Here is a 19,306-nt window from a genome sequence, read left to right as displayed (position 1 = left end):
ACTAGCAGCCTTTGGTATGAAGGATCAAAATGATACATATCACGATGCTGAAACAGTCCATACTGGTTCTCTAGCAACATTGCATGATGAGTTTGCGACAATACTTACAACTGAGCAGCTGATAAATAAGATTTTGTAAGAGATTCGTTAAGTTATACAGAAGGTCATCCATCTATCCGTCTAGTCGTTTATTAATTGTAGATTTTATGATATTCTTGTTCATGGGAATCTCTTTATATATTGGGATTTGGACAGAACTGCCAATCTTAATTATAAGGAGTTTTTTTTGCATTTAAACCATAAATCAGTCAAAAGATAAGAGCTGATACGGAATACTAATTTCAGTGAAACTAAAAAAAGAGGTGAACTTAATGATAGGAAATATTATTGATTGGGGAAATACGATTCTGTGGTCGTATGTTTTAATTGCTTTGCTTGTTGGCTTAGGTGTTTACTTTACTATCAGAACAAAATTTGTTCAGGTTACGAATCTGAAAGAAATGCTTAGATTAATGACAGAAAGTCCTTCAACTGATAGCGGAAAAAAAGGAGTATCATCTTTTGCTGCATTTTGTATCAGTGCAGCATCAAGAATTGGTACTGGTAACCTAGCTGGGGTCGCCATCGCTATTACATTGGGTGGACCTGGAGCTATTTTTTGGATGTGGGTTGTGGCGATATTTGGAGCTGCTTTAGGTTTTATTGAAAGCACACTAGCACAAGTTTATAAAGTAAAAGATAAAAACGGCTTCAAAGGCGGCCCTGCATATTATATGGAAAAAGCGCTTGGAAGAAGATGGATGGGGGTTTTATTTGCTGTCTTAATTACGTTTTGCTTTGGACTCGCCTTTAATTCTGTTCAAGCCAATACAATTACTGATGCATTTGAAGAAGCATTTGGCCTAAATCGTCTTGCAGTAGGATTGGTTTTAACCGTTTTTACAGCAGTTATTATCTTTGGTGGTATTAAACGTATTGCAAAAGTATCTCAAGTTGTTGTACCAGTGATGGCGGTTTCCTATCTTCTATTGGCTCTATATGTTGTTGTTATAAATATTGGAGAAATTCCAGGTGTGATTGGATTAATTGTGACAAGTGCATTTGGTCTAGAACAAGCGGTCGGCGGTGGTATCGGTGCTGCGATTATGAACGGAGTTAAACGAGGCTTATTCTCTAACGAAGCTGGTATGGGGAGTGCGCCAGTTGCTGCTGCAACGGCTGATGTAAGTCATCCAGCAAAACAAGGCTTCATCCAAACGCTAGGTGTTTTTGTCGATACACTTTTGATTTGTAGTGCAACAGCATTTATTATTTTATTAGCTGGAACTCCTGAAGAAGGAATTGGAGGAATCCAAATTACTCAGGCTGCGTTAAGCACTCACGTTGGGTCTTGGGCTAATATTTTTATTGCAATCGCAGTTTTACTATTCTGCTTTAGTTCAATTATTGGTAACTACTACTACGGTGAATCCAATATTGAATTCATAAGAGAAAATAAAATAGTTCTCTTTATTTTCCGGCTAGCTGTATTAGGCATGGTTGTATTCGGTTCAGTATCAAGCTTAAGCTTCGTTTGGAATTTAGCTGATCTATTTATGGGATTAATGGCAATCGTCAACTTAATTGCTTTAGCTTTAATCGGTAACATTGCGATTAGAGTACTAAAAGATTATCTAAATCAGAAAAAAGAAGGAAAAGATCCTGTATTCTTCGCCCGCAACATTGAAGGATTAAAAAATACAGATTGCTGGGGAGAGCAGCAGGCTGAGGATCATAAAAACACATAAGAAGATTGTTGAGAAATATGGGAAAAGCATTCGATGTCTGATGATAGCGAATGCTTTTTTTATTGCTAAATGAAGTAGGATCACCATTTAAGCTCATTAGGTTACAAAGTTATCAGGCTAGAACTGTCTATAAACCACTTCTGTATGGTGATAGAGAAATAGGGGAACCTAATTTCTCTATCCTTTTTCATATTAACTAATTGAATTTTATACAGGTTGTTGCTGCTGTTGACGTAGTTTCTGTGTGGCCGTCACCATATTTTTAAGAGATGCAATTGTTTCTTCTTCATTACGTGTTTTTAAACCACAATCTGGATTCACCCAAAACTGTTCTTTTGAAATAACTTCTAAGCTATCTTTTAAAATCGTATCGATTTCTTCTACACTAGGTACACGGGGGCTATGAATATCATAAACTCCTAAACCAATACCAAGTTCATATGGGTTTTGTTTCAGAGATTGAATTAATTCCCCGTGACTTCTAGAGGTTTCAATTGAAATAACATCTGCATCTAGGGCTCGAATTGGCTCAATAAAATCATTAAATTCGCAATAGCACATATGCGTATGAATTTGTGTTTCATTATTTACATTTGAAGTTGCTAACTTAAATGCATCTACCACCCACGCTAAATACTCATTCCAGTTTTCTTTACATAAAGGTAAACCTTCACGTAATGCTGGTTCATCTACTTGAATAATGGCAATTCCCGCATCTTCTAGTGCTTGAATCTCTTCTCTTAGTGCTAAGGCAATTTGATGGGCTACTTGTTCACGTGAAATATCATCTCGTACAAATGACCAGCTCACCATGTACCAAAACATCAAGTCCGATTTCTTCTTGAATTTCAATCCAACGAGCTGTTTCATTTTTCACAAACTCTCTATAGGTAGTGTCTGTCATTTCTTTTTTACGCCATGCTGTACGTGTTCGTTTTACTTGGTCTGATTGAGGGAAGCTGCCAATCGTTGTTGTTGGATAATCTAGTAAATGTAATACCTTTTGCTGCAAAGCTTGACGTTCCTTAAAAGGCATAGGTCGTCTAAAATGTTCTGGCTTCACTTGTGATACAAGCTCCTTCACTCGTACATTTTTCCGAACCTCATGCTGGGCTTCTTGAAGTATATATTGAAAATTTAAAAAGCAGCATTAATTGATGAAAGAATCGATCGTATGACCTAAATTCCTAGAGGTAGATAAGCAAGACAATGAGGAAACAGGACGAAAAGACTAAATTCTCTGATTCAATTGACAATGATTATCGTTTTTAATAAGATACACACAGTGGTAGTGTAAATGATATTGATTATCATTTATAGATGAATAGTCATTTAATCTAAATGAAAGGAGTAGATGCAGTAGAGTAACTGTATATATCTCCTATATTTTTTTTAATTTAATGATAATGATTTTCATTATCGATTTTCTAATTAAAATTTTTCAAAGAAAGTGGGGATTTAAATGCGACCGTATTTAAAAAATGATCACTATCTTAATATTCAAGAGAAGCGTGAATCTAATGCTCGCTCTTATCCACGTCGAATTCCGATTGCCATTCGTGAAGCAAATGGAATTTATGTCAAAGATGTAGAAGGAAAAGAGTATATTGACTGCTTAGCTGGTGCTGGAACATTAGCATTAGGACATAATCATCCTGTAGTAACAGATGCGATGAGGAAAGTATTAGATGACAAGCTGCCATTACACACGTTAGATTTAACAACACCAGTAAAAGAAGAGTTTGTAGAAGAATTGTTCGGAATTCTTCCTAAAGACTTTGCTAAAAAAGCGAAGATTCAATTTTGTGGTCCCTCGGGTTCAGATGCGGTAGAAGCTTCTTTGAAGTTAGTGAAAACGGCAACGGGAAAAAGGAGTATATTAGCTTTTCAAGGTGGCTATCACGGGATGACTCATGGCTCACTTAGCTTAATGGGCAATATAGGACCGAAGAAATCGATCACTGGTTTAATGCCTGACGTTCACTTTCTTCCATTCCCTTTTGATTATCGCTGCCCGTTTGGAGTTGGTGGAAAAGCAGGATATGAAATTGGAAACAAGTATATTGAACAGCTTTTGAATGATCCTGAAAGTGGTATTGTTCCTCCTGCAGGAATGATTATGGAGATTGTTCAAGGCGAGGGTGGCGCAATTCCAGCACCTGATAGATGGGTACAGGAAATACGAAGAATGACAAAAGAAAAAGAGATTCCACTTATTATAGATGAAATTCAGACAGGGCTTGGTCGTACGGGGAAACTTTTTGCTTTCGAGCATTCTGGAATTACTCCAGATGTTATTGTACTTTCAAAGGCGATTGGAGGATCTCTTCCTTTAGCGGTTATTGTCTATCATGAAGATTTGGACATATGGAATCCAGGAGCGCATGCAGGAACATTCCGTGGTAATCAAATGGCATTTGCGGCAGGAACAGCAACAATTAAATTTATACAGGAAAGTGGTCTAGTAGCAAAAGTAGAAGAAATGGGTGAGCGTTTGATGTCAAACTTATACAAAATTCAAACGCAGACAAATTGTATTGGTGAAGTGAGAGGCCGTGGTCTTATGATCGGTGTTGAAATTGTTCATCCACAATCTTCTATAGATAAGGTAAGAGATGAACTAGCACATCCAGAATTAGCTAGTCAAATTCAAAAAGAGTGTTTTAAACGTGGACTAATTATTGAACTTGGCGGTCGTCATAGTAGTGTGGTTCGTTTCTTGCCGCCTTTAATTATACAAGCAAAAGAAATAGATACGATTAGTGAAATCTTTTTGGAAGCGGTTAAGAAAGCTGAAGCAATGGAGAAAAAAAGTATAATGCAGGAGGTGTAAAGATGGTAAATTATCAAACTGGAATTTTGGAACCAGTCATGCCACAACAAGAAGAAATAATGAAGAATCATTTTGATCGTTTGTTTTTACATAGTAAAGAGGAGAGCACCGAGTACTACACTCATGCTATGAGGTGGGCACAAGATGTATTAGGTCAACAGTTTTCTAGTAATAACAAGCCTTACAGTGGATTACCGTATGAAGAATTCACGAAGCTTTTTGATAGAACGTTTCAAGAAATATTGCCCGAGGATGAAACATCGATTGAAACCTTATTTAAAAACATTGGCAATACGATCTTGAAACATTCCATTATTGTGAGCAATCCAACATGCCTTGCCCATCTGCATTGTCCCCCTTTAAGTGTGGCACTTGCGGCTGAAGTGTTGATCAGTGGAACGAATCAATCAATGGATTCTTGGGACCAAAGTGCTTCTGCTACCGTCCTTGAATCAAAGATTGTTCACTGGTTAAACAATTTATTTTTCTCAAGTAAGCAAGCAGATGGGGTCTTTACAAGCGGAGGTACGCAATCTAATTTCATGGGATTACTCTTAGCGCGGGATCGCTATTTGAAAAAACAGTTTAACTGGGAGGCCAAGAAGGACGGATTACCAAGCGAAGCAAGTAAATTGAGGATTTTATGCTCAAAGGAGGCCCATTTTACCGTTCGTCAATCAGCTTTTTTACTTGGTTTAGGAGAGCAGGCTGTCATTCCAATAGAGACAGATAGTGAGCATCGAATGTGCGTGAATCGTTTAGACCGTTGCTTAAATGAACTATCTAAAGAGGGTTTACTCCCATTTGCTCTAGTAGCAACAGCAGGGACCACAGACTTCGGTAGTATCGATCCGCTTGTTGAGTTAGCGACACGAGCCAATCACTATCAAATGTGGTTTCACGTTGATGCCGCATATGGAGGAGCGCTAATGCTGAGTGAGCGCTACAAAAATAAATTAACGGGAATTGATTTTGCTGATTCTATAACAATAGACTTCCATAAATTATTTTATCAGCCGATTAGCTGCGGGGCTTTTCTAGTCAAGGATCGAACGGATTTTGATCTTATCAAACTTAATGCTGATTATTTAAATCCTGAGGAGGATGAAGAGACAGGTAATCCTAACTTAGTAACAAAATCCATTCAAACGACTAGACGCTTTGATGCATTAAAGCTCTTTGTCTCTTTCCATGCTCTTGGTAGAAAAACGTATGCAGATATGATTGATTATACGATTAATTTAGCTCAAAAAACGGCAACACTTATCGAAAAAGATCCAGATTTCGAGCTTGTAAATCAGCCTGAAATGAATGCAGTTGTGTTTCGTTATCGACCTGATGGAAAAGCGCACTCAAATGATTCAGAATGGCTAAACAAGCTAAACCAATTGATACGCAGGAAACTTTTAGAAAAAGGGCACACTGTTTTGGCAAGAACCCGAGTAAACAAATTTGTTTACTTAAAATTAACATTGCTAAATCCTCGTACTTCCATTAAGGATATTCAATCTATATTAAACGAGATTAAACAAGAAGCACGTAAAATAAGAGAGGATGGGTGAAATGAATTTTAAACAAATTGCTGAAAACGCCACGATGCAAAGCTTTTTAAATTGTTATTTAAGAGAAACTGTCGAGCATCATCTAATCGATAAGAAGAAGGTTCCAGATGCTTTATCTGTTAGACTTACTGATCATAATCAAGTAAAACAAATTATCAATTGCAAATTATCCAACCAAGGTATTAACCTGTACATTCCATTGACGTATTGGTCAGTTACAGGGCGACATATTTTTTCATTTCCGCTCTACTATTCTCTTTCAGCTGATACGAGTCAACTATTTGAACTGGATTATATCACTTTGGTAAGTATGATCATCAAAGAGCTACATTTGAAAGCAAATGCTGCTTCTAATAATATATCAGGCAATCAAGACGAACTTATGATGCGAGTTATTTTAAGCTGCCAAAATATCAATCAATTTATTCAAGAACGCCATAAAGAGAGTAATCGCCTCTATAAAGCTGATATGAGTTTCATTGAGGCAGAGCAAGCCTTATTATTTGGTCATTTATTACATCCTACACCGAAAAGTCGACAAGGAATATCGGAATGGGATGCTCCTTTTTATTCACCAGAGCTAAAGGGACAATTCAACTTACATTATTTCCGTCTTCATATGTCGATGGTTAAGTATGGGTCCGCCTTAGAAGATACAACAATGAACCTTATCAAACAACAATTAAAAGAGGATCCTCATGTAACAAGTGAGTTCAAAATGAATTATTGTCAAGAAGATGAGTATGCTTTAATTCCCATTCACCCATGGCAGGCTGAATTTCTCATGCGAAAACCAAAAGTTCAAAAACTGATGGAGCAAGGATTGATCGAGAATCTTGGAAGGCAGGGACGTGCCTTTTATCCAACGTCTTCTGTTCGGACTGTTTATCATCCTGAAGCAAAATATATGTTGAAGTTTTCTTTGAATGTAAAAATTACTAATTCTTTACGTGTGAATAAGCAAATGGAGCTTGAAAGAGGGGTAGAGGTTAAGAAGTTGCTAGATGGAAAGATTGGTAAGGACCTAAGGAATAAATATCCAAACTTTCGCATTATAAGTGACCCAGCCTTTATCACTGTATCTATTGAGGGTGAAAAAGAATCTGGCTTTGAAGTGATTTTAAGAGAAAATCCATTTCATTTGAACCAAGGACAAAATGCTACACCTATAGCTTCATTATGTCAGGATTCCATTAATGGTCAGACGTCAAGATTAGCAGAGATTATTAAACAATTAGCGGAAAAGGAGGGACGTTCAACTAGTGACGTGAGCTTAGATTGGTTCCGTCGGTATTTAGATCTATCTCTAAAACCAATTATTTGGCTTTTCTCAACTTATGGAATTGCACTTGAAGCCCACCAACAAAATAGTGTCATCCAGTTGAAAGAAGGTTATCCTGAACATTTCTTCTATCGAGATAATCAAGGCTACTATTTTTGCCAATCTTATTATGAACGACTAAATAAGCTTTTACCAGGGATAAGTGAGAAAAGTAAAACGATATGTTCAGATGAGATTGCAGATGAACGACTACGTTATTACTTTTACTATAATCATTTGCTTGGCTTAGTTAATACATTTGGAGTAGGGAAGCTTATTGATGAAAGGAAATTATTACAGGAAATTAAGAATGCATTATTAAGCATTAAAATTCCAAAGGAAAGCTCATCACAATTTATTAAAAGCTTACTGACATATGATAAGTTGTCATGCAAAGCAAACTTACTTACTCGGTTCCATGACATGGACGAGTTAACGGGATCACTTGAAACACAATCGGTTTATATTGAAATCGATAATCCTTTGACAAAGATGGAGTTGGTTACGAGTGAAGTTTTTTGATGATGAGGCTGGTTACGAGTTTTTGTTTAGACAGGTAAAGCTAGAAGATGATTTGGAGCGTTTACATTATTGGCATCATCAGGACCATGTGATTCCGTTTTGGAATCAAAATTTTCCACTTCTGAAGTATAGGGAACATTTACACATGTTATTACAGGATCGCCATCAGACTTTATATATTGGTCATGTAAACGGTGAACCAATGAGCTATTGGGAAAGCTATTGGGCCAAGGATAACATTGTTGCTAATTACTATGATGTTGAAGACAAAGACCAAGGGATTCATCTATTGTTTGGCCCTAAGAAATTTTTAGGAAAAGGGTTAGCATTACCCTTACTAAGAGGAATGACTGCCTTTTTGTTTCAACATGAAGGAACAAGAAAAATTGTAGCGGAACCAGATATTCGTAATGAAAAAATGATTCATATTTTTCAGAAGTGCGGCTTTGAACCAGAAAAGGAAATTGATTTACCTGATAAGCGTGCATTGCTTATGTTTTGTGAGCGTAGAACCTTTTTTAGGAGGTGGAAGCATGTCCAATTCATTCACCAGCAGCATGTATGATGTTATTGGCATTGGAATCGGACCTTTTAATCTTGGCCTAGCTGCCTTAATAGAGGAGGGCACAAATGTAAAATCGCTATTTTTTGAACAAAAGCCTTATTTTGAGTGGCACGGAGGTCTTCTTATTAAAGAAACGACACTTCAAGTTCCTTTTTTAGCGGATGTTGTGACGATGGCAAATCCAAAGAGTAAGTTCAGTTTCCTCAATTATTTACATGAGCATGAAAGGCTATATAAATTTTATTTTTTAGAACGATTTCACATTCCAAGAAGAGAATACAACCATTATTGTAAATGGGTATCTGAACAATTAGCCAACTGCAGCTTTGGTAAGCGAGTAACAGCGATTGAATGGCAAGCGGATTTGGATGAAATAAACAGCACTAGCGGTTATTTCAAAGTGGAAACAGAGGACATTGAAACAGGAGATGTACATTACTATTATTCTCGACATCTTATTATCGGTATAGGGAGTGTCCCGTATGTCCCAGATCGTATATCAAGTCACTCAAAGAAAAATATTTTTCATTCGTCAGAATTTTTGCCAAATATAGAACGGTTACGAAAAGCCGATTCTATTACGGTTGTAGGTTCAGGACAAAGTGCTGCAGAAGTTTTTCTTGAATTGCTAAAGGAACAGGACATTTATGGTTATCAATTGGATTGGTTTACACGATCAAAAGGGTTCTTTCCTATGGAATATTCAAAGCTTGGTTTAGAGCATTTTTCACCAGATTATACTCGATATTTTTATCGTTTAACACAAGATAAAAAGGACGAGCAGCTGCCGAAGCAGGATTTGTTATATAAAGGAATTAGCGCAACAACAATTGCAAATATTTACGAAACCCTTTATGAGTGTTCCGTTGGAGAGCAGGCTCCTCCTATTCGTTTGCTTGCTAAAACGGAAGTGACAGATATGAAGGTGATTAATTCAGATACAAGAAAAAAGTATCAAATGCTGTGTTACCAATGGGAGCAGGAGCAAACCTTTACCCATGAAAGTGAGTTTATTATAGCTGCAACAGGCTATCAATTTCCTATTCCAACATTTATTTCGAATCTGAAATCACTTATTCAATGGGATGAAAAAGGAAGGTATCTCGTAAAGGAAGGTTATCAGCTTAAGCTAACAAAAGATATCTCTAATAAGATATTTATTCAAAATGGAGAAATGCATAGCCATGGAGTTGGAACGCCAGACTTGGGATTGGGAGCTTATAGGAATTCAATAATTATCAATCAACTAACAAAACAAGAAGTATATCCCGTTCGCAAATATAACGTGTTTCAGCAATTTGGAGTTTAGTAAGTGGTTTCTTCCAAACCAGTTCAGACAGTGTTGTTTTTCTTCATTTTTTATTCAGTTTATACAGATGTTGCACTGTCTCCATTTTACCCTCAATTTTTTGAAAAAGTGTTTGGTATAAGGGATTTGGAATTTACAGCATTTTATATCTTTTTATCTCGTTTAACGGTTATCATTGCCATTCCAATATGGGGGCTGCTTTCTAAATATGTCGAAGTGAAGCATTTGCTGTACGCTGGACAATGGATTTCAGTTGTAATGTTAGTTGGAATGGGGGGAGCGCAACATGAACAGCAATTTTTATTTTTTACAGTATTACTATTAATCGGTAAAAGTAGCTTTTTTCTTATTTATGTTTTTCTGATTAAATTAAATGGTGAGGAGAAGCGTTCTACAGTTGTTGGTACTTATCACGCTCTTTTTCATGGAGCCATCATTTTAGGGACGTTGTCAGGGGCATGGATTATCAAGCTTGAAGATCCTCTACTCTTATTTTATGGATTAGCTGTCATAGAGATTGTCCTTTGGTTTATTTGTTACCTCGTATTCCCGAAGCAATCATTACGGGAAAAAAACTTATCAAAACAGCACCCTGTTCATTTTGGTAAGGAGCAATTCCGTTTTTTATTGGCTATTAGTCTAGTCATTTTTGCCTTTCATACAGCCAATAACATGATACGTCCATATTTTACAATCTATACACTCGATGCTTTTCAGGTTTCTCTCATTGAAAGTAGTGTCTTATATATGCTTCCGAGTGTAATGGCGATCATCGCTTATCCATTTATTAGGAAAATTGGTTCGCCTGAAACATTACCTGTGATTTTTGCTCTAGCAGTAGGTGTCATATCGATAAGTCTCCTTTTACAAGGAATAGTTAGCGGTTTGATGGTCTTATATTTAGGAAGGATTTTTTATGGTTTCTTTCTAGCACTTGCTCAATCAGTGCTAGAAATTTACTTGTTTCATAAAAGCAATGATCGATTACATGGTAATTATGCGATCGTATCATCGTTTCAAAATGCTGGTTTACTAGTCGCTCCATTGCTCGCTTCAATGTCTGTTACTTTATCGAACTTAGCAGCACCTTTCATTTTTGCCAGTGCTATTTGTTTACTGACACTGTGCGGTGCTCAATTAACGATTTTTAAAGCTCGAAAGCCCGGTTTTAGGAAATAGATACTGAGATAAAGTTGTATAAATCAAAAATTTAGGAGAGTGGAAACATGTTGGATCATTATCCTTTACAAGATATATTAAAGTCCGATATTTGGGATGAGGTCGGGGTGAACTTATTAGCCAAAATGATCTCAGAATTTATGTATGAGGAGATTATCCATCCCATTATGACTAAGGAAACAGAAGATCGAACAGTGTATCAACTAGTCCTTAAGGATAGGGAGAGTGGTCAAGAAATACGCTATCAATTTGAAGGGAAAAAACGTTTAATGGATAGCTATCGAATTTATTCAGATACAATCTGGTGCATGAGAAATGGAAATTGGGAAAAAATGCGAAACCCACTTCAATTTATTTTGGATATTCAGGAAACTGTCGGGATGAAACCAGGGACAACTGGCCATCTCATTAAAGAATATAATAACACCTTATTAGCTGATGCACATATATTACAAAAAAAACAAAAGCAAAGTGTTGAAGAGTTAACTAGTATGGATTACGCTGAATTAGAGGGAGAGATGGAAGGGCATCCATGGATTACATACAATAAAGGAAGAATTGGGTTCAACTATCAAGAATACCTCTCTTATTCACCTGAACAAAAGAAGAAAGTAAAACTATTATGGGTTGCTGTTCATAAGGAATACGCGACTTTTCATTCTATTGCTGGATTAGATTATGAAAGGTTAATAAAAAAAGAGCTAGGGAATAACAAATTCGAGCGTTTTAGGGAACGTTTAAAGAATGAAGACGTTGAGGTTTCAGCTTTTTACTTTTTACCGGTTCATGAATGGCAATGGAATAATATGATCATTCAATACTTCCCAGAGGATATTGCTCAAAAGAGGATTGTCTCACTTGGAGAAGGGGATGATGAATACCTTCCACAGCAATCAATTCGTACCTTTGTTAATACAATGAATAAAAATAAACACCACGTTAAGTTACCTATGAGCATTTTAAACACGTTAGTATACCGTGGCCTGCCTGGAGAACGAACTGTTGTTGCCCCAATCATTACGGACTATATTCACAGCATCCGTGATCAGGATGCGTTCTTGAGAGATGAGTGCAGAATCATTTTGCCTGGAGAAGTAGCGAGTATAAATTATGAGCACCCATATTATTCAAAGCTGGACGGAGCACCTTATCAATATCTTGAAATGTTAGGTGCGATTTGGCGCGAAAGCATATACTCATTTTTAGAAGAAGGGGAACGCCCTATAACATTAGCTTCACTTCTTTATGTAGACAATGCAGGTAAGCCGTATGTAGCTCTATTAATTGAACAGTCAGGGTTAACGGTTGATGAATGGGTGAAAAAGTTATTTAACGTACTATTACCCCCACTACTACATTATCTTTATAAATATGGAACTGTATTTTCACCGCATGGACAAAATACAGTATTAGTATTAAAGGATAATATTCCACACCGTTTAGCGATGAAAGACTTTGTGGATGATGTAAATATTAGTAAAGAACCACTTCCTGAATTACGATTTTTACCAAAAGAATTAAAGTCTGTTCTTCGCAGTGAAGAGCCAGAAGGAGTATGTCAGTTTATTTTTACTGGGCTTTTTGTTTGTCATTTTCGTTACTTAACGAATATTTTGGATACGTACTATCATTTTGAAGAAGAACGATTTTGGCTTTCACTAAGAGAAATGATTCTTAATTACCAAAATCAATTTCCAGAATTAGAGGAAAGGTTTCGTCTTTTTGATTTACTCAAACCATCTTATACGAAGTTATGCTTGAACCGTAACCGCATGATCGATTATGGATACGAAGACGATCATGATCGCCCACATGCATCTGAGTTCGGAAAAGTTCAAAATCCGTTGCATCTTGTAGGTTCTAAAAGGTAATCATCAATTAAAATGAGAGGACGCAATAGTGAAGTTACTGCGTCCTCTTCTTTCATTTTAAACATTAAAACTAGTTAGGTTTATAACTGAAAATAGTTACATTATCTTATTTACAATTTTATGGCATGTGATTTAGTGTTTAAACAGTAATGATTACGATTTATAAAATGGAGGGGATAAGAAATGAAAACAATCTTTATCGAACCAACCGTTGAAGAAGTTTTAGAAGTTTACGAAAATGCCTATAACATTTTAAAGAGAGCTGAAGATAAGTCACCTAGAAATGAAAAAGTGAATAAAGCCCTTTATTCACTCGTAAATACGGTTCTAGCTTTTGAAGATAAACGTAAAACAGAAAAAATATTGAATGACCCAATTGTACAGAAGAACCAAATACATATGAGGAATTTGCTTTCAAAGGCAGAAAGTGAGATGGAAAAATTTTTTACTGAAAAGTTTATATTGAATCAACAATTAACTTTGGCTACTGTAAAAGAATTTTTATATTGGAAATGCTACGAAAGTCTTGTTGAGATTGAAAAAGCTGGTTTAGAGAAGATAACAACTACTCTACCGACCTCAATGGCCTTTGTTGGTTCTGGTCCATTACCTCTTACAGCTCTTTTGTGGCAATTTGTTACAAAAGGAGAAGTGATTTGTCTCGATTGTGATTCAGATGCTGTAAAACAATCGGCTGAGCTTATTAAACGCTTAGGAAAAGAAGACAACATTAAGGTTGTTGAAGCAGATGGCTGTTTATTTGATTATCAAGGATTGGATTTTGTCATGATAGCTTCTCTAGTGCCAAATAAGAATGAGATTATGAAACAAATTTTATCGACAGCTGAAAATGCACTTATTGGGATTCGGAATGTGAAAGATTTACATACTCTCTTATATGAACCTCTCAAAGAAGAAGAGCTCAAAGACTTTCAACTATTACATCAAACGAAAGCCACAAAAGAAACAATAAATTGCACTGCTTTTATAAAGAGGCAGTTTAATAAAACGTGATTTTTTAAAAAATAATTCGAATATTTCACAGACTTTTAACAACGTTCTTTTACAATACATCTAACAGCGCTGGGTTAATTTTTAGGAGGAATACTTGATTTAAAATGATAAAGGAATTTAGAAAGGTCTTGAAAGTTTCCTTGACTTAGGATAATATGATAAAACTATAAAACAAATCGTAATTATTACGATTGAAGTGGAGAAGGAGAGAAATGATGAAGAAACATTCTATATTTACAATCGTATTCGTTCTTATGATGGCTATTTTGGTTAGTGCCGGTTGCTCGTCCACGAACGAAACGACTTCAAACGTGGAGGAAACGAACCAAGAGAGCGAAGAAAAATCAGTGAGTCTTTTGTATAGCTTTGCACCAGAAAGCTTAGATCCACATACTGATTGGTTCACGGTTCGTGCAGGAGTGACAGAAACGTTAGTGAAAGTCGATGAAAATTTGCCAATTCAACCGTGGTTGGCCGTGAGTTGGGAACAAGTAGATGAGAAGACTTGGACATTTAAGCTACGTGATGGCGTTACATTTCATGATGGTTCAGTGATGGACGGGGAAGCTGTTAAGCAATCGTTTGAACGGGCGTTAGAAGTAAGTCAGGCATTACAAAGTTTATTAAAAATCGAATCAATTGAAGCAAATGGTCAAGACATCACATTTACGACAACGGACGCAAATCCAGCATTTCTATCTGAGTTAGTACATACAAATGCTTCTGTAGTGCAAGTGAATGCAGAAAACATTGAACAAGCACCAATTGGTACAGGGCCTTTTAAAGTATCCTCTTATTCACAAGATGTTGAAGTGAAAGTGGATCGCTGTGATGAGTATTGGGATGGTCCAGCTAAATTAAATTATGCCGTTTTTAAATTTAATTCGGATGAAAATGTCCGTGCATTGGCTCTTCAATCAAGTGATGCTGATATTGCTTATCATTTACCAGTAGAGAGTCTAGATGCAATCTCAAACAGTGAAGATTTAAAAGTGGAGTCTATTCCAAGCTTACGTGCACATTTTATTTTATATAATTCAACGAAACCAGCATTACAAGATGTGAAGGTTCGTCAAGCAATCGACGCGATCATTAATCGACCTGTGATTGCAGAGGATATTATGAATGGTCATGCGACACCAGCTAATGGACCGTTTAACCCTCGTTTAGCATTTGCGAGTGATAAGCCGTTTACCGCCTTTGATCCAGAACAAGCAAAATCCTTATTACAAGAAGCTGGCTATGAATTAAATGAGGCTGGCAAGATGGAAAAAGACGGTGAGACGCTTTCTTTAAAACTAGTAACGTATGCAGCACGTCCAGAGCTTCCACTTATCTCTCAATATGTGCAAGCAGAAGCTGCCAAAATAGGAGTCGATATTGAGATTGTGACTGTCGAGAATGTTGATAGTTATTTATACGAGCAAATTGATGAATGGGATATGGTTACGTACAGTATTTTAACTGCACCTCGTGGTGATGGTGGTTATTTCTTCAATGTTGCGTATTTACCTGATGGTTCTTTAAATCCAGGACAAATTAACATTCCAGAGTTGAACACGATTACGGAAGAGTTAAATAGAACAAGTGATCAATCGGAGCGCGATCATTTACACAAACAAGCGGTTGACATCATTCGAGAGCAAGTGCCACATTCGTTTATTGTGTTTCCGCATATTATTGTAGGCATGAATGAGCGAGTAACCAATTGGAAACCAGGGGCAGAAGAGCAATATATGATTACAAATACAATGGATGTGGAGTAGGTGGCAAAAGTCATTGTTTCAAGAGTCCTACAACTCATAATGGTCTTGTTTCTTTTATCGATTATGACGTTTGGATTAATGAAATTAGCACCAGGTGACCCTGTAAGGACAATTTTAAAGACCGATGAAGTGTCGGTTTCTCTTGAAGAACTAGAAGCACTAAGAAAAGAATTGCAGTTTGATCAACCTATTTTCATACAGTACACCTCCTGGTTAAGCAATGTCGTCAGGCTAGACTTAGGAGAGAGTTATGTCAGTCAACAACCTGTTGTAAAGGAGATTGCGAGTCGCATTGTTCCTACCCTTTATTTAACGGTTGGTGGTTTAATGGTGATGACGATTGTAGCAACAGCACTTGGCACACTCTCAGCTGTTTTTAAAAATAGTTGGATTGATCATTTTAGTCGGTTGTTTGCTTATATTGGTGCATCGGTTCCAACATTTTGGCTAGGTTTGATTTTGATTTATCTTTTTTCTTTTAAGCTATCTATCTTACCTGCAATGGGAGAAGGAAGTATCAAACATTTAATCCTTCCTTCTCTTACATTAGGTTTAGGGATGGCAGCTGTTTATGCTAGATTACTGAGGGCAGGTTTATTAGAGAGCTTTTCTCAAGAGTATATTCGTGCAGCACGTTCACGAGGATTAAGTGAGTGGCAAATTGTGAAGGGACATGCGCTTCGTTCTGCTTTATTACCAGTCATGACAATGTTTGGTATGAGTTTCGGTTATCTCCTAGGAGGATCTGTCGTTGTTGAAATGATCTTTTCCTATCCTGGGCTCGGGAAAATGGTTGTGGATGCTGTTTTCAAACGCGATTACACACTTATTCAAGGGTATATTTTGTTTACGGGAGTTGTCGTCGTTTTTATTAATTTATTGGTTGACCTTTCTTATCGTTTTCTCGATCCGAGGATCCGTTTTGAAAAGGAGGGGAGGTTATGACGCTAAAGTGGCTGTTCCGTGATCGAATGCTTGCCATTGGCATAAGTATTTTCGCATTGATTGTCATAGCGATGTTGATTGGCCCTTTCTTTGTACCAAATGACCCGTTAGAAATGAGTATGAGTCAACGTTTACAATCGCCCAGCTTTGAGTATCCGCTTGGAACAGACTTTTTTGGAAGATGTATTTTTTCTCGTTTAATAGAAGGGGCAAAAATTACGTTTGGTTTAGCCGCTATCGTTCTAGTAGCAGCTCTATGTATTGGAGTGCCTGTAGGCTTGCTATCTGGGTATATCGGTGGCAGGGTGGATGCTATTTTTATGAGATTAGTAGATGGTCTGATTGCTTTTCCTGATTTTATTCTTGCGATTGCAATAGCAGGGTTTTTAGGTCCGAATTTAACCAATGTCATCATTGCTATCGTAGTAGTGAAATGGGTAAGTTATGCTCGTGTGGTGAGAAGTTGTGTGCTAGCGGAAAAAGAAAAGGATTATGTTGTAGCTGCTAGACTGAATGGGAGTAGCACGTCAAAAATTATTGTGAAACATCTTACCCCACATGTCATTTCTCAAATTGCTATTCTTGCTAGCTTGGATTTAGGAAAAATTATTTTAATCATTTCGTCGTTATCGTATCTCGGCATAGGGGCTCAACCGCCCACACCAGAATGGGGAGCGATGTTAAATGATGCTAGACCTTATTTTCAAACAATGCCATCATTAATGCTTTACCCAGGACTAGCCATCATGCTTGTTGTCTTAAGTTGTAATTTAATTGGCGACGGTCTTAGGGAGTCGTTCGATATTAAAAAGTAACTAAGGTAGAGAAAGAGGGATAGGATGGCAGATTCTAAGAACAACAATCAGCAATCTGTGTTAGAAATTAAGCAACTTTCCATCCAGAATAGTCAAACCCAAAAGGTTCTCATTAATGGCTTGGATTTAACGATTCGAGCGGGAGAGATGGTTGGTCTTGTAGAGGAAAGTGGCAGTGGTAAAAGTATCACGGCTTCTACTATTATGGGACTTTTACCAAAACAATTAGAGATTAGTCAAGGAGAAGTAATATTCCAAGGTCATAGGATCGATTACGATTCTAAAAAGCAATTAAGACGATTAAGAGGAAAAGAAATGGCGATGGTTTTTCAAGACTATAATGGTAGTCTTACACCATTTGTTAAAATTGGCAAACAAATGGTGGAGGTTATTCGCATTCATAAAGACGTTTCGAAGAAGGAGGCAAAGCAAATGGCTCTTTGGGCGCTTAGGCGTGTGAAGCTTCCTGAAGAGCGTGTATTTACAAGCTATCCTTTTGAGCTTAGTGGTGGGCAAAAGCAACGAGTGGCAATCGCGATTGCCATGATTCATAAGCCTGCTCTTTTAATTGCTGATGAGCCGTCAACAGCTTTAGATGCTGTGACAGGTGAACATATACTAGAATTGATTGATGAACTGCGCCAAGAATCAAATTGTGCTGTATTGTATATTACCCATCATTTAGGAGAAGTGTTGAATCGGGCTAGCCGAATAGCTGTGATGTACGGCGGACATATTGTCGAAGAAGCCGTATCGAAAGCCATTGGGGCACAACCGCAGCATCCTTTTACAGATCTTCTTTTAAAGGCTCGTCCCTCTTTCATGTCGCGGCAAGAACGATTAGCTGTTATTCCAGGAGATCCAGGAAATGTAGCAGAAACAGGTTGTCCTTTTGTTCATCGTTGTCCAAAAAGGAATGATAAATGCCTTCATGAAAGAAGTGAACACATCTTCCTTAATGATCACCATCGTGTTGCTTGTCATTTATATAGCGAGCATGAGAACGCGAATTATTATGATGAGGTGCTATCAACATGACGTTATTACTTGATGTGAAAGGTGTCCAAAAAACATTTGTAAAAGGATCTTACGCTGTTGATAAAGTCTCTTTGCAAATGGAAAAAGGAATGTGTCTTGGAGTAGTAGGAGAAAGTGGTAGTGGGAAAAGCACGTTAGCTCGTTTAATCCTTTCGATTGAATCATTAACTGCTGGTGAAGTTTATTTTAAAGGAGAGAGGTTCGATACTCTTAAGGGAAAAACGTTAAGACGGAAAAGAAGAGAGATGCAGATGGTTTTCCAGGACCCATCAGCATCTCTAAATCAACGATTGAAAATCTTAGCGTCTGTAATGGAGCCGCTTGATAATTTTTCAGATGTATGTCCTTCATTTCTGACAGATGTTAGACATTCGAGGCGAGAAACAGCTGCAAAGCTTTTACAAATGGTAGGCTTATCAAGCGAATATCGCGACTCTTATCCCCACCAATTAAGTGGAGGACAAAGGCAGCGGGTAGCGATTGCAAGAGCGATTAGTTTAGGTCCTGATTTAGTTATTTGTGATGAGCCAACATCTAGTCTCGATGTATCCATACAAGCACAAATTCTAAATTTGTTAAAAGAATTGAAGCAAACGCTTGGTATGTCATATTTATTTATTAGTCACGATCTCGCTGCTGTTCATTATATGTGTGACGAGATCATCGTCATGAAGGAAGGGAAATTGGTCGATCGCTTTCTAACAGAGGATTTGTTCAGTAGTGAGCGGAATGTATATACGAGAAGTTTGATTAACGTCGCACAGTAAGGAAAGAAAAAG

General features: G+C 37.1%; 14 protein-coding genes and 2 pseudogenes. 15 read left to right on the top strand and 1 reads right to left on the bottom strand.

The window, feature by feature from the left end; translation table 11 throughout:
- Window positions 1-4: 4 nt before the first annotated feature.
- Both IQ10_RS15705 and IQ10_RS15700 read left to right on the top strand, forming a co-directional pair.
- Window positions 5-139, top strand: a pseudogene (locus IQ10_RS15705) (cysteine hydrolase); the annotation flags it as partial.
- Between the two features lie 232 nt (window positions 140-371).
- Window positions 372-1,787: an alanine/glycine:cation symporter family protein gene (locus IQ10_RS15700; protein WP_144451431.1), complete on the top strand. Its 1,416-nt coding sequence runs from the start codon at window positions 372-374 to the stop codon at window positions 1,785-1,787.
- A gap of 207 nt (window positions 1,788-1,994) precedes the next feature.
- On the opposite strand, the pseudogene IQ10_RS15695 reads toward IQ10_RS15700, so the two are convergent.
- Window positions 1,995-2,880: pseudogene (locus IQ10_RS15695) on the bottom strand (hypothetical protein); the annotation flags it as partial.
- A 369-nt stretch (window positions 2,881-3,249) separates the two neighbouring features.
- On the opposite strand from IQ10_RS15695, the gene IQ10_RS15690 reads away from it, so the two are divergent.
- From IQ10_RS15690 to IQ10_RS15630, 13 genes are all read left to right on the top strand, one after another.
- On the top strand, window positions 3,250-4,620 hold the full coding sequence (locus IQ10_RS15690; protein ID WP_144451430.1) for an aspartate aminotransferase family protein: 1,371 nt from the start codon (window positions 3,250-3,252) through the stop codon (window positions 4,618-4,620).
- A gap of 2 nt (window positions 4,621-4,622) precedes the next feature.
- Window positions 4,623-6,182, top strand: coding sequence for a pyridoxal phosphate-dependent decarboxylase family protein (locus IQ10_RS15685; RefSeq protein WP_242009862.1), 1,560 nt, complete (start codon window positions 4,623-4,625; stop codon window positions 6,180-6,182).
- A 1-nt stretch (window position 6,183) separates the two neighbouring features.
- Window positions 6,184-8,025: an IucA/IucC family protein gene (locus IQ10_RS15680; RefSeq protein WP_144451429.1), complete on the top strand. Its 1,842-nt coding sequence runs from the start codon at window positions 6,184-6,186 to the stop codon at window positions 8,023-8,025.
- A complete protein-coding gene (locus IQ10_RS15675; protein ID WP_144451428.1) occupies window positions 8,012-8,590 on the top strand; it encodes a GNAT family N-acetyltransferase in 579 nt (192 codons plus the stop codon). Before IQ10_RS15680 ends, IQ10_RS15675 begins: the two co-directional genes overlap by 14 nt.
- Window positions 8,559-9,899 (top strand): lysine N(6)-hydroxylase/L-ornithine N(5)-oxygenase family protein, encoded by a 1,341-nt coding sequence (locus IQ10_RS15670; RefSeq protein ID WP_144451427.1) that lies wholly within the window; start codon window positions 8,559-8,561, stop codon window positions 9,897-9,899. Before IQ10_RS15675 ends, IQ10_RS15670 begins: the two co-directional genes overlap by 32 nt.
- Window positions 9,900-9,902: 3 nt before the next feature.
- On the top strand, window positions 9,903-11,078 hold the full coding sequence (locus IQ10_RS15665) for an MFS transporter (RefSeq protein WP_144451426.1): 1,176 nt from the start codon (window positions 9,903-9,905) through the stop codon (window positions 11,076-11,078).
- A gap of 47 nt (window positions 11,079-11,125) precedes the next feature.
- Window positions 11,126-12,949, top strand: a complete 1,824-nt coding sequence (locus IQ10_RS15660) for an IucA/IucC family protein (protein WP_144451425.1) — start codon at window positions 11,126-11,128, stop codon at window positions 12,947-12,949.
- A 183-nt stretch (window positions 12,950-13,132) separates the two neighbouring features.
- On the top strand, window positions 13,133-13,963 hold the full coding sequence (locus IQ10_RS15655; protein ID WP_144451424.1) for a nicotianamine synthase family protein: 831 nt from the start codon (window positions 13,133-13,135) through the stop codon (window positions 13,961-13,963).
- A gap of 215 nt (window positions 13,964-14,178) precedes the next feature.
- Window positions 14,179-15,729: a nickel ABC transporter substrate-binding protein gene (nikA, locus tag IQ10_RS15650; RefSeq protein WP_144451423.1), complete on the top strand. Its 1,551-nt coding sequence runs from the start codon at window positions 14,179-14,181 to the stop codon at window positions 15,727-15,729.
- Window positions 15,730-16,674, top strand: a complete 945-nt coding sequence (nikB, locus tag IQ10_RS15645; RefSeq protein WP_242009861.1) for a nickel ABC transporter permease — start codon at window positions 15,730-15,732, stop codon at window positions 16,672-16,674. It begins immediately after the preceding gene.
- Window positions 16,671-17,489 (top strand): nickel transporter permease, encoded by an 819-nt coding sequence (gene nikC, locus IQ10_RS15640; protein ID WP_144451422.1) that lies wholly within the window; start codon window positions 16,671-16,673, stop codon window positions 17,487-17,489. The genes nikB and nikC overlap by 4 nt, the downstream gene beginning before the upstream one ends.
- Before the next feature lie 24 nt (window positions 17,490-17,513).
- Window positions 17,514-18,527 carry an ABC transporter ATP-binding protein gene (locus tag IQ10_RS15635; protein ID WP_144451421.1) on the top strand — a complete coding sequence of 338 codons (1,014 nt, stop codon included), beginning with the start codon at window positions 17,514-17,516 and terminating at the stop codon, window positions 18,525-18,527.
- The gene (locus IQ10_RS15630; RefSeq protein ID WP_144451420.1) at window positions 18,524-19,294 is read left to right on the top strand and encodes an ATP-binding cassette domain-containing protein; all 771 of its coding nucleotides are present in this window, start codon (window positions 18,524-18,526) and stop codon (window positions 19,292-19,294) included. The genes IQ10_RS15635 and IQ10_RS15630 overlap by 4 nt, the downstream gene beginning before the upstream one ends.
- Window positions 19,295-19,306: the final 12 nt, after the last annotated feature.

This window comes from Halalkalibacter nanhaiisediminis, assembly GCF_007830185.1.
Lineage (GTDB): Bacteria > Bacillota > Bacilli > Bacillales > Bacillaceae_D > Halalkalibacter > Halalkalibacter nanhaiisediminis.
The sequence above is the reverse complement of the archived record's forward strand: the minus strand, read 5'-3'. Positions and strand labels throughout refer to the sequence as shown.

What these genes read in the sequence shown, in the direction of transcription:
- IQ10_RS15700 (WP_144451431.1), top strand. Translation starts at nt 372, where the DNA reads ATGATAGGAAATATTATTGATTGGGGAAATACGATTCTGTGGTCGTAT.
- IQ10_RS15690 (WP_144451430.1), top strand. Translation starts at nt 3,250, where the DNA reads ATGCGACCGTATTTAAAAAATGATCACTATCTTAATATTCAAGAGAAG.
- IQ10_RS15685 (WP_242009862.1), top strand. Translation starts at nt 4,623, where the DNA reads ATGGTAAATTATCAAACTGGAATTTTGGAACCAGTCATGCCACAACAA.
- IQ10_RS15680 (WP_144451429.1), top strand. Translation starts at nt 6,184, where the DNA reads ATGAATTTTAAACAAATTGCTGAAAACGCCACGATGCAAAGCTTTTTA.
- IQ10_RS15670 (WP_144451427.1), top strand. Translation starts at nt 8,559, where the DNA reads ATGTCCAATTCATTCACCAGCAGCATGTATGATGTTATTGGCATTGGA.
- IQ10_RS15660 (WP_144451425.1), top strand. Translation starts at nt 11,126, where the DNA reads ATGTTGGATCATTATCCTTTACAAGATATATTAAAGTCCGATATTTGG.
- IQ10_RS15655 (WP_144451424.1), top strand. Translation starts at nt 13,133, where the DNA reads ATGAAAACAATCTTTATCGAACCAACCGTTGAAGAAGTTTTAGAAGTT.
- nikA (WP_144451423.1), top strand. Translation starts at nt 14,179, where the DNA reads ATGAAGAAACATTCTATATTTACAATCGTATTCGTTCTTATGATGGCT.
- nikC (WP_144451422.1), top strand. Translation starts at nt 16,671, where the DNA reads ATGACGCTAAAGTGGCTGTTCCGTGATCGAATGCTTGCCATTGGCATA.
- IQ10_RS15635 (WP_144451421.1), top strand. Translation starts at nt 17,514, where the DNA reads ATGGCAGATTCTAAGAACAACAATCAGCAATCTGTGTTAGAAATTAAG.
- IQ10_RS15630 (WP_144451420.1), top strand. Translation starts at nt 18,524, where the DNA reads ATGACGTTATTACTTGATGTGAAAGGTGTCCAAAAAACATTTGTAAAA.